We start from the raw sequence: 10,208 nt of genomic DNA on the forward strand, positions 1-10,208 counted from the left end.
CTGGACCTGGGCGGGCACGGAAGACACGGGCGGTGAGCCCGATCTCGTGACTGGACCTGGGCGGGCACGGAAGACACGGGCGGTGAGCCCGATCTCGTGATGGCCTGTGCCGGCGACGTGCCGACATTGGAGACGCTTGCCGCCGTCGACCTCCTGCGCAAGGCGCTGCCGGATCTGAAGATCCGCGTCGTCAACGTCGTCGACCTGATGACGCTGCAGCCGCAAGATCAGCACCCGCACGGCCTGTCCCATCGCGACTTCGACGGCCTGTTCACGCGCGACAAGCCGGTGATCTTCGCCTATCACGGCTATCCCCACCTGATCCACCGGCTGACCTATAACCGCACCAACCATGCCGGCCTGCATGTGCGCGGCTTCGCCGAGGAAGGCACCACGACGACGCCGTTCGACATGGTCGTGCTCAACGCGCTCGACCGCTACCACCTCGCGATCGAGGCGATCGAACGCGTGCCGGGTCTTGCGACCAGGGCCGCGCAGGTGAAGCAGCAGCTCCGCGACAAGCTCATCGAACACTCACGTTACGTGCGCGAGCACGGCGAGGACATGCCCGAGATCCGCGACTGGGTCTGGCCGGGCAAGCCGGGCTGAGGCCATGCCGGCGCTAGAGGCGGTTCTCGTCCTCAACTCGGGCTCGTCGAGCATCAAGTTCGGCCTGTTCGAGATCTCGGCGGCCGAGCCTGCGCTGCTCTGCAAGGGCCTGCTCGACGAGCACGAGGCCAAGCCCCGGCTCGTCGTGAAAGGCGCTGCGGGCGAAGATCTGTTCGAGAAGCGGCGGGACGAGACCGATGCCGATGGCGGCCATCTGTTCGCCGACGTGCTCGCCTTCATCGACGACAGGTTCGGACAAGACAGCTTGCGCGCGGCCGGCCACCGCATCGTCCACGGCGGGCCGGATCATTCAGGTCCGGTCGAATTGACTGACGATGTCTACGCGAAGCTGGAGGCGCTGACGCCGCTGGCCCCGCTGCACCAGCCGCGCTGCCTCGCGCCGATCCGCACCCTCTCCGCGATCCGCCCCGCGCTGACCCAGATCGCTTGCTTCGACACCGCCTTCCATCACGGACTTGCACCGCCTGCGAGCCGATTCGCGATTCCGAGACGCTATGAACAGCAGGGCATCCGGCGCTACGGCTTTCACGGGCTGTCGTTCGAATATGTCGCGGGCCGCCTCGCCGGAATCGCGCCGCAGCTGGTCGCCAAGCGCACCGTCATCGCGCATCTCGGCAATGGCGCAAGCCTCTGCGCACTCCGCAACGGCCGCAGCGTCGACACCACGATGGGACTGACGCCGCTCGACGGCCTCGTGATGGGCACGCGAAGCGGCACGATCGACCCCGGCGTGCTGCTCTATCTGCAACTGCACGAGAGAATGTCCGTCGAGGATATCCAGCACCTGCTCTATCACGAGTCAGGCCTGCTCGGCGTTTCCGGCCTCTCCGCGGACATGCGCACGCTGCTCGCAAGCCGCGAGGCTGCAGCACGGGAAGCAGTCGACCTCTTCGTCTTCCGTGCGGCGCAGGAGATCGCGATGATGGCGACCACGCTCGGCGGACTGGACTGCCTGGTCTTCACCGGCGGCATCGGCGAGCATGCGAAGGAGATCCGCAGCGCGATCGGCGAGCGCCTCGCCTGGCTCGGCGTGCGCATCGATGCCGTCGCGAATGATGAGGGACGCGAGCGCATCGGCGACGGCGATAGTCCCGTCGAGGTGTTCGTCATCCCAACGAATGAGGAACTAGCGATCGCGCGGCATTGCGCGGAGGTGCTGCGGCTAGACCATCGCATGCAGGCAGTCTTGCCGTGGCCATCCTTCGAGACGCCCGCTGTTGGCGGGCTCCTCAGGATGAGGTCCTGCTGCGCAGCGAGATCCTAGACCCTCATGGTGAGGAGCGCCTCCTTGCGGCGCGTCTCGAACCATGCAGGCCGAGGACGTATCGCCAAAGAAGCGTGTGCGGCGACCAAAGAGCTCAATGCGTCCCCGACCATATCTGGATACACCCGATCGCGACTTCGATCAGGATCAGCACCACCACCGCGATCTCGAGGCGGAGCGAGCGCTGGGTGTCGATGATGTCGGTCAGCGCGTTGGCGGTCTCGGACACGGCGGTGAGCTTGCGCTCGAGCGTGTCCAGGCGCTCCTTCAATTCGTACTCGTCTTCGAGGCGGGCATAGAGGCGGTCGAGCTCGGGCTTCTCCCAGAGCACATCGGGCTTCTCGGCAACGGCGACGCGGCCCGCAACGCGCTGCTGCACCAGCAGCGCGTTGCCGATCAGTTGCAGAATGGCCCTGCGCCGGCGCGGCGTGCGGCCGCGCTCGGCGAGCTCGCGCGCGAACGGCTCGATGACGTCGAACACCGCGGCGACACGCCGTTCGTCGCGCGCCAGCGACGTGCTCTTGGCGAGCGCGTCGGCGACCAGAAGCAACCGGTCATCGGAGAATTTGGCGAGGCAGATCGGCCCGCCCGGCTGGATCGCCTCGGCGTTCTCGTCGTTGCAGAGCTGCGCCTGCGCGGTCTCCTCCTCATAGGGGCTGAACTCGCCGATCACACGCGGCTTCAGGCCGTCGATCAGCACCTTCTCCTCCGAAGGCAAAAGGCCGATCAGCACCACGACACCGTAGCGGAAGATCACGGCAAGGCCGGCATGGACGCGGAAGGCGGCCGGCGTCGACGACACCAGCGCGCCGAGCTCGAGGCCCGAGGCATTGATGCGGTCGCCCAGCATCAGCGCCCGGATCCGCAAGGTCGGCGCGGCGGCCGGCCTGGGAGATGTTGACGGCGCGCTAACGGCGAGTTGATCGGCGGTCATGCGAAGCTCTCTCCAGCACCGTGGATTGCCTGCTTTTCCCGTTCCCGGGCGTCGTCCCGCTCCGGATTAATACGGTCAAGGCGAAATTGCGCTGAAATATTCGGCAATATTGCCACCTCGCGCGGAACATCTTTGGATGCGATGGCGCTGTCAGTTTAGCTCCGGCAGTTTACCATCGAACAGCTAAGCCCCGCCGAAAAGTTGCACTCGGCATTGCMGCGTGTTTATGACAACATCATAACAAGTTACGCTTCTCCCGAAGTGCGGACATCGAAGCCTCAATCATGCTGAGCGTCATCATTCCGACCGAGGGCGTCGAGCAGACGGCGGTTGCAACTCTGGCCGCGCTGGTCCCCGGTGCCGCCGCGGGCATCATCCGCGAAGTGCTCCTGGTCGACGGCACCCGCAACGGCGTCATCGAGCGCGTGGCCGACGTCGCCGGTTGCCGTTTCATCGGCTACGAGGGATCCTCGCAGGGCGCGGCGCTCGCCGCCGGCGCGCTCCAGGCCCGCTCGCCCTGGCTGATGTTCCTGCCCGCAGGCGCCGTGCTGGAAACCGGCTGGATCGATGAGACCACCCAGTTCATCCAGGCCGTCGCGAGCAGCGGCCGGGACCGGGCGGCGGTGTTCCGCTATGCCCGCTCGCCCTACACCGATACCGGATTCCGCGACGTGCTCCGCGCCGTGGCCCGCAAGCTGGTCGGCCCGCTCGGCGATCAGGGACTCTTGATCGCGCGCGACCATTACGACCGGATCGGCGGCTACCCGCCCCAGGCCCGCCGCTCCGAGGCGCGGCTCCTCCGGCGGCTCGGCCGCTCGTCCCGGACCATGCTGCGCAGCCGGATCGTCATGGTCGGCTGACGCCACCAAATACTTGCCAACGTCAAATAATTATTTGACAATGGCAAGTATCGAGGTGACCCATGCCATTTGACGGGACAGACGACCACATCACGGCGGTCCGCGCCTTCAACCGCTTCTATACCCGCAAGCTCGGCGTGCTCGACCAGCACCTTGGACAAAGCCCGTTTTCCCTCAGCGAGGCTCGGGTGCTCTATGAACTCGCGCACCGCGACGATCTGGCGGCGAAAGAGATCGGAATCGAGCTTGGTCTCGACCCCGGCTATCTCAGCCGCATCGTCCAGAGCTTCGACGAAAAGGGGCTGATCACGCGAAGGCCCCTGCCCGCAGATCGCAGGCAATACCAGCTCAGCCTCACCGCCAAGGGCCGCCAGACCTTCGCCAAGCTGAACCTGAGCTCGCAAAATGAGGTCGCCGCGATGCTGGCTCAGCTTTCAGCCGGTGATGCAACGCGGCTCACGCAGGCCATGGCGACCATCGAGGCCGTGCTGGATCCACGTCGAAGCCAGCCTGCGGCCTTCATGCTGCGCAGCCATCGCGTCGGCGACATGGGCTGGGTCATTTCCAGGCAAGCCGCCGCCTATGCCGCGGACTACAACTGGGACATCAGCTACGAGGCACTGGTCGCCGAGATCTGCGCACAGTTCATCAAGAACTACGACGCCGCGCGCGAGCACTGCTGGATCGCGGAAGTGGGTGGCGAGCCGGTCGGCTCGATCTTTCTGGTCAAGGCCACGGACGCGATCGCCAAGCTGCGCCTGTTGCAGGTGGAGAAGAAGGCGCGGGGGCTCGGTGTCGGCCGCGCACTGGTCGAGCAGTGCATCCAGGGCGCACGCGAGAGGGGTTACAGCAAGATGACGCTGTGGACGCAGAGCATCCTGCTCGCCGCGCGCGGCATCTATCAAAATGCGGGCTTCAAGCTCGTGAAGGAAGAGAAGCACCACAGCTTCGGTGCAGATCTGGTGGGCGAGACCTRGGAGCTGGATCTCTGATTTCGCTGCGGGCGCGATGCGCATGATTGTGCCCTCGCCCCTTTGTGCGCGTGGAGACAAGCCCCCATCCGGCGCTTCGCGCCACCTTCTCCCACATCCGCCTTCGCCAAGGCTTCGGCGGACATGAGGGGAGAAGAAAGATAAAGCTACGCCGTCGCGCCCTGCGCCTTCGGCCGGCGCAGATGCTCGTCGAGGCGCGGCATGATCTCGACGAAATTGCAGGGGCGCGTGCGGTAGTCGAGCTGGGCGGCGAGAATGCCGTCCCAGCCGTCGCGGCAGGCGCCGGGCGACCCCGGCAGGCAGAAGATGTAGGTCGCGCCGGCAACGCCCGCGGTGGCGCGGCTCTGGATCGTCGAGGTGCCGATCTTGGCGTGGCTCAGCATGTGGAATGCGATCGAGAAACCGTCCATGCGCTTCTCGAACAAGGGCTCGATCGCCTCGGGCGTGACGTCGCGCCCGGTGAAGCCGGTGCCGCCGGTTGTGATGACGACGTCGACGCCGGCATCCGCAATCCAGCTGCGGATGACGGCGCGGATAGCCTCGACGTCGTCGGTAACGATCTCGCGCGCCGCAAGATGATGGCCCGCGCCGGTGAGGCGGTCGGCGAGCGTCTGGCCGGACTTGTCGTCGGCGAGYGCGCGCGTGTCGGAGACGGTCAGCACCGCGATGTTCAGCGGAATGAACTGTTTTGCTTCGTCGATGGAGGCCATTACTCTTTTTCCTCACGTGTCCCGGACGCGGCGCAGCGCCAGCGCTGCTCCGCAGAGCCGGGACCCATGTCAGAGGCTTGGGAGACCGGCATTGTGGGCCCCGGCTCTGCAGCGCACCGCTGAAGAAGCGCTGCGCTACGTCCGGGGCACGAAGTCCAGTGTACTACGACCCGCCGCCGAACGTGTTGCAGGCCTGCACCGTGCCCTGCTGGTAGCCGGTCATGAACCATTGCTTGCGCTGCGCGGCGGAGCCATGGGTAAAGGAATCGGGCATGACGCGTCCCGTGGCCTGGCGCTGCAGCGTGTCGTCGCCGATCGCGCTGGCCGTGGTCAGCGCGGCGTCGATATCGCCGGCTTCCAGGAAGTTCGGACGCTTCTTCGCCTCGCGGTTGACCCAGACACCGGACAGGCAGTCCGCCTGCAACTCCACCTTCACCTGGAGCGCGTTGGCCTCGGCCTTGCTGCCGGCCTGCTGCTGAAGCCGCGTCACGCGTGGAATGATGCCGAGCAGGTTCTGGATGTGATGGCCAGCTTCATGCGCGATGATGTAGGCGGTGGTGAAATTGCAAGCCGACTTGCCGGAGCAGCCGCGGAAGCGCGTCTCGACCTCGCGGAAGAAGCCGGTGTCGAGGAAGATGGTGCGATCCGGCGGACAGTAGAACGGTCCCATCGCCGACTGCGCCATGCCGCAGCGGCCGCCATTGGTGGCGTTGCGGAACAGCACGATCTTCGGACCGGTGTAGGACTGGCCGCTGGCCTGGAAGATCTCGCTCCAGCGGTCGTCGATCTCGCCGAGGATGCCGGAGATCATGCTGCCCATCTCGTCGGTCGGCGCGCCGCGCTTGGCCGACGTCGACTGGCGATCGGTCTGGTAGCTCGGCGCCTGGCCGCCGCCGGTGAGGATCTCGGCGCCGCCGATCAGGATGCGCGGATCGATGCCGAAGGCATAGCCGATCAGGCCGAGCACGATGATGGTGCCGATACCGAGCCCGCCGCCGCCCATGGGCAGGCCGAACCCGCCTCCTCCACCRCCGCCGCCACCACCATCGTCGCGACGATCCTCGATGTCGTCGCTGCGGCGGAAATCATCGTAGCGCATGGTGGCTTCCCTCAGTCCTTGCTGGCATCACATGGGCCCAAGACTTCGGCCCAAGACTTGGGCTCAAGACTTGGGCCCAAGGAACTTAGGCGTAAAAGATTTGGGCGCAGAGGCGCAAAAGCTCAACGTGCCAGACACTTAGAATTTCCATTGTGTTAATCAATATCCCGCTCGGCAATTATTGCCTAGTGCGACAGCGTGCCGATGCCAGCAATTTTTTCCGGGGGGCGTGCATTTTTTTCCGAGAGAAATTTGGAGTCGTTTTGCAGCTCCGGCTGCTCCCGCAACGCGAAGAAGCGCGAAATACACTGTAAAACTCGGCGAATGCGAATAGCGAACCACGCACGACGCGCGATGCGAGGCCTGCACACGAAAGCGGCGGATTAAGTCGATTTTTACTTTGCGCCTTCAATGTAACGGTCAGTCGGTTGTTTGGTCCCGCGTCGCCGACAGCGTCGCCTGAGTCAGAGTTCTTGAGTCATGGTAGTGTCGCGTCGCGGGGCGTCTGCAAGGGCGCCCCGCACAAATTTTGAGTCTTCGTCGCATCGCATCATCCTCGGTGATTGCGTCGCCGAGATGTCGAAGCTTCAGGCTGGTTCGGTCGATCTGGTGTTCGCAGATCCGCCGTACAATCTCCAGCTCAAGGGCGATCTCAAGCGCCCCGACGAATCCCATGTCGATGCCGTCAACGACGACTGGGACAAGTTCGATTCATTCTCCGCCTATGACGATTTCACCCGCGCCTGGCTGCTTGCCGCCCGCCGCGCGATGAAGCCGTCGGCGACGATCTGGGTGATCGGCTCCTATCACAACATCTTCCGCGTCGGCGCGATCATGCAGGACCTCGGCTTCTGGCTCCTGAACGACATCGTCTGGCGCAAGACCAACCCGATGCCGAACTTCCGCGGCCGCCGCTTCACCAACGCGCACGAGACCATGATCTGGGCCGCGCGCGACGAGAAGGCCAAGGGCTACACGTTCAACTACGAAGCGCTGAAGGCCGCGAACGAGGACGTGCAGGCACGTTCCGACTGGCTGATCCCGCTCTGCACCGGCGAGGAGCGCCTCAAGGGCGCCGACGGCAAGAAAGTGCACCCGACGCAGAAACCGGAAGGCCTGCTCGCGCGTGTGCTGCTGTCGTCGTCAAAACCCGGCGACCTCGTGATCGACCCCTTCAACGGCACCGGCACCACCGGCGCCGTCGCAAAACGTCTCGGCCGCTCCTATATCGGCTTCGAGCGCGACAAGACTTACGCCAAGGCGGCGGAAGCCCGCATCGCCGCGGTCGAGCCGCTGCCTGAGCAAAGCCTCGCCCCGTTCATGACCGCGCGCGAGGCGCCGCGGGTGGCGTTCTCCGAGCTGATCGAGCGCGGCATGATCATGCCCGGCACGAAGCTGTTCGACGCCAAGAAGAAGCTCGGCGCACTGGTTCGCGCCGACGGCGCCATCATGCTGGGCGACAAGGTCGGCTCGATCCACCGCATCGGCGCCGTGGCGCAAGGCGCGCAGGCTTGCAACGGCTGGACCTTCTGGCACGTCGAGACCAAGAAGGGTCTCAAGCTGATCGACGAGCTCCGCGCCGAGATCCGCGCGGGCATGGGAGCGGAGTAAAATCCTCTCCGTCGTCATTCCGGGGCTCGCGAAGCGAGAACCCGGAATCCATCGAACCAGAGCACACGCCGCCCAATGGATTCCGGGCTCGCGCCAAGAGGCGCGCCCCGGAATGACGAGGGGGTGGTTGAAAGCCGCCGCCACCAGGACTAGATTCGTCCGATCAGCCCCGTCCTGACCGGTGGGCCCCATGCGACGACAGTCCGAGACCTTGCTGCTGGTGCCGCTGCTGCCGATCTTCCTGGTCGGCATGTTTCCGATGTTCCTGATCGCGCTGCTGGGATTTTTCGGCCTCGCCCTGTTCGGCGTGCTCGTGATCTGCGTCGGGCTCGCCAGCAGCAACGAGGCGCACGACAATTTCAATCACGACGTCATCGTGCATGGCTATTCGCGGGGATCGGAGCGATCGGCGCGGGCCTCCGACATGCATCTTGCCGCGCGGCTCGGGCTGCGGCTGGAAGCCGTCGGCGCCGGGATGATTATTACGGCGGCGATCGGCCTTTGTTACGCCGGCTGATCTGCGCGGGGCGCAGATACCGCCCGGCAAACTCTCCGGTTGCCCTCCCCGACGAGCTTCAGGCAAGAGAGGCCGGTCCCGCGGCAATGATGCTGCGTTCGCTCTCGGCAAGAAACACTGGGAAGATGTGTGATGCTCAAATTCTATTTCAACGGTTCGCCGAACCCGACCAAGGTCGCGCTTTATCTCGAAGAGTGCGGCCTGCCCTTCGAGCCGGTGAAGATCGACACGCGCAAGGGCGAGCAGTTCACGCCGGAATTCCTCGAGATCAATCCGAACGGCAAGGTGCCGGCGATCGACGATGGCGGCACGATCGTGTTCGACTCGAACGCCATCCTGCTCTATCTCGCCGAGAAGACCGGAAAATTCCTGCCCGCCGCCTCGTTGCGCGGCGAGACGCTGTCATGGCTGATGTTCATCGCCACCGGCGTCGGCCCGTATTCGGGCCAGGCCGTGCACTTCAAGCATTTTGCGCCGAAGGACCAGAACCACGACTACGCCAATAACCGCTATCAGTACGAGACCGATCGCCACTACAAGATTCTCGACGGCCACCTCAAAGGCCGCCGCTACATGGTCGGCAACAGCTATTCGATCGTCGACATGGCGCTGTGGGGCTGGGCGCGGATGGTGCCGTTCAAGCTCGGCGACGACGCCTTTGCGCGATACCCGAACGTGAAGCGGCTGGTGGACGAGATCTCGGCGCGCCCCGCGGCCGCGCGCGCGATCGCGCTGAAGGACAAGTTCACCTTCAAGACCGAGATGGACGACGAGGCGAGAGGCAACATGTTCAAGCACATGACGACCAAGGTCGCCTGATCGCCTTACGCCCTCAACCCGGGTCCACGCGCATGCGCGTGGACCTTTGCTTTTGAGACGTCCGCGCCGGTCAGGCGGCGTGGACCGAGTTCAGGAATTTGGCGACCTCCTGCTTCAGCCGGTTGCTGTCTGAAGACAGCGAGCGCGCCGCGGAGAGCACCTGCGAGGAGGCCGAACCGGTCTCGGAAGCGCCGCGCTGCACGTCGCCGATATTGGTSGAGACGCGCTGGGTGCCGTGGGCCGCCTGCTGGACGTTGCGGGAGATTTCCTGCGTCGCCGCGCCCTGCTGTTCAACGGCAGCCGCGACCGTCGAGGAGATCTCCGACAGCCGCTCGATGGTGCCGCTGATCTCCCTGATGGCGCCAACGGATTGCTCGGTGGCGGCCTGGATGTTGGAAATCTGCTGACCGATCTCGCCGGTGGCCTTCGCGGTCTGCTCGGCCAGCGCCTTGACCTCGGAGGCAACCACGGCAAAGCCGCGGCCGGCCTCGCCCGCGCGCGCCGCCTCGATGGTGGCGTTCAGCGCCAGCAGATTGGTCTGGCCGGCGATGGTGCTGATCAGCTCGACCACGTCGCCGATGCGCGCCGCCGCCTTGGAGAGCTCGCCGACCCGGTCGTTGGTCCTGCTCGCCTGCCCCACAGCCTCGCTGGCGATGCGGGCGGATTCCTGCACCTGGCGGGCAATCTCGCCGACAGAGGAGGAGAGTTCTTCGGTCGCGGACGCAACCGCCTGCACGTTGGCCGAGGCCTCCTGGGAGGCGCTGGCAACCTC

10 protein-coding genes and 1 pseudogene are annotated in these 10,208 nt (G+C 65.3%); 7 read left to right on the plus strand and 4 right to left on the minus strand.

From position 1 onward, the window contains the following. Positions 1-51: 51 nt before the first annotated feature. Together AC1D00_RS11775 and AC1D00_RS11780 are read left to right on the plus strand one after the other, a co-directional pair. Positions 52-609: pseudogene (locus AC1D00_RS11775) on the plus strand (phosphoketolase family protein); the annotation flags it as partial. Positions 610-613: 4 nt separating this feature from the next. Then, positions 614-1,894: an acetate/propionate family kinase gene (locus AC1D00_RS11780; protein WP_477010787.1), complete on the plus strand. Its 1,281-nt coding sequence runs from the start codon at positions 614-616 to the stop codon at positions 1,892-1,894. A 94-nt stretch (positions 1,895-1,988) separates the two neighbouring features. Here AC1D00_RS11780 and AC1D00_RS11785 read toward each other — a convergent pair whose 3' ends face one another. Then, the gene (locus tag AC1D00_RS11785) at positions 1,989-2,828 is read right to left on the minus strand and encodes an RMD1 family protein (protein ID WP_027543629.1); all 840 of its coding nucleotides are present in this window, start codon (positions 2,826-2,828) and stop codon (positions 1,989-1,991) included. Between the two features lie 284 nt (positions 2,829-3,112). Between AC1D00_RS11785 and AC1D00_RS11790 the strand changes: the two genes are divergently transcribed. Together AC1D00_RS11790 and AC1D00_RS11795 are read left to right on the plus strand one after the other, a co-directional pair. Beyond that, positions 3,113-3,688 (plus strand): glycosyltransferase family protein, encoded by a 576-nt coding sequence (locus tag AC1D00_RS11790; RefSeq protein WP_135177854.1) that lies wholly within the window; start codon positions 3,113-3,115, stop codon positions 3,686-3,688. A gap of 62 nt (positions 3,689-3,750) precedes the next feature. Then, a complete protein-coding gene (locus AC1D00_RS11795) occupies positions 3,751-4,680 on the plus strand; it encodes a bifunctional helix-turn-helix transcriptional regulator/GNAT family N-acetyltransferase (protein WP_477010788.1) in 930 nt (309 codons plus the stop codon). Positions 4,681-4,826: 146 nt separating this feature from the next. Here AC1D00_RS11795 and moaB read toward each other — a convergent pair whose 3' ends face one another. Together moaB and ypfJ are read right to left on the minus strand one after the other, a co-directional pair. Further along, on the minus strand, positions 4,827-5,390 hold the full coding sequence (moaB, locus tag AC1D00_RS11800) for a molybdenum cofactor biosynthesis protein B (protein WP_404558492.1): 564 nt from the start codon (positions 5,388-5,390) through the stop codon (positions 4,827-4,829). Positions 5,391-5,553: 163 nt separating this feature from the next. After that, positions 5,554-6,489, minus strand: a complete 936-nt coding sequence (gene ypfJ / locus AC1D00_RS11805; protein WP_135177857.1) for a KPN_02809 family neutral zinc metallopeptidase — start codon at positions 6,487-6,489, stop codon at positions 5,554-5,556. A 480-nt stretch (positions 6,490-6,969) separates the two neighbouring features. Here ypfJ and AC1D00_RS11810 point away from each other — a divergent pair, with 480 nt between their 5' ends. The 3 genes from AC1D00_RS11810 (at position 6,970) to AC1D00_RS11820 (ending at position 9,436) form a co-directional block, all read left to right on the plus strand. Next, on the plus strand, positions 6,970-8,100 hold the full coding sequence (locus AC1D00_RS11810) for a DNA methyltransferase (protein ID WP_477010789.1): 1,131 nt from the start codon (positions 6,970-6,972) through the stop codon (positions 8,098-8,100). 190 nt (positions 8,101-8,290) lie between these two features. After that, the gene (locus AC1D00_RS11815; RefSeq protein WP_027543635.1) at positions 8,291-8,617 is read left to right on the plus strand and encodes a hypothetical protein; all 327 of its coding nucleotides are present in this window, start codon (positions 8,291-8,293) and stop codon (positions 8,615-8,617) included. Positions 8,618-8,749: 132 nt separating this feature from the next. Continuing rightward, positions 8,750-9,436 carry a glutathione S-transferase family protein gene (locus tag AC1D00_RS11820; RefSeq protein WP_477010790.1) on the plus strand — a complete coding sequence of 229 codons (687 nt, stop codon included), beginning with the start codon at positions 8,750-8,752 and terminating at the stop codon, positions 9,434-9,436. Between the two features lie 70 nt (positions 9,437-9,506). Here AC1D00_RS11820 and AC1D00_RS11825 read toward each other — a convergent pair. Continuing rightward, the coding region (locus AC1D00_RS11825; RefSeq protein WP_477010791.1) for a methyl-accepting chemotaxis protein at positions 9,507-10,208 on the minus strand (702 nt) is incomplete at its 5' end.

This window comes from Bradyrhizobium sp. P2_E8 (assembly GCF_056403875.1).

Excerpts from the sequence above, each read along its gene's own strand:
- AC1D00_RS11780 (WP_477010787.1), top strand. The coding sequence starts at position 614 with ATGCCGGCGCTAGAGGCGGTTCTCGTCCTCAACTCGGGCTCGTCGAGC.
- AC1D00_RS11820 (WP_477010790.1), top strand. The coding sequence starts at position 8,750 with ATGCTCAAATTCTATTTCAACGGTTCGCCGAACCCGACCAAGGTCGCG.
- AC1D00_RS11785 (WP_027543629.1), bottom strand. The coding sequence starts at position 2,828 with ATGACCGCCGATCAACTCGCCGTTAGCGCGCCGTCAACATCTCCCAGG.
- AC1D00_RS11790 (WP_135177854.1), top strand. The coding sequence starts at position 3,113 with ATGCTGAGCGTCATCATTCCGACCGAGGGCGTCGAGCAGACGGCGGTT.
- AC1D00_RS11815 (WP_027543635.1), top strand. The coding sequence starts at position 8,291 with ATGCGACGACAGTCCGAGACCTTGCTGCTGGTGCCGCTGCTGCCGATC.
- AC1D00_RS11810 (WP_477010789.1), top strand. The coding sequence starts at position 6,970 with ATGGTAGTGTCGCGTCGCGGGGCGTCTGCAAGGGCGCCCCGCACAAAT.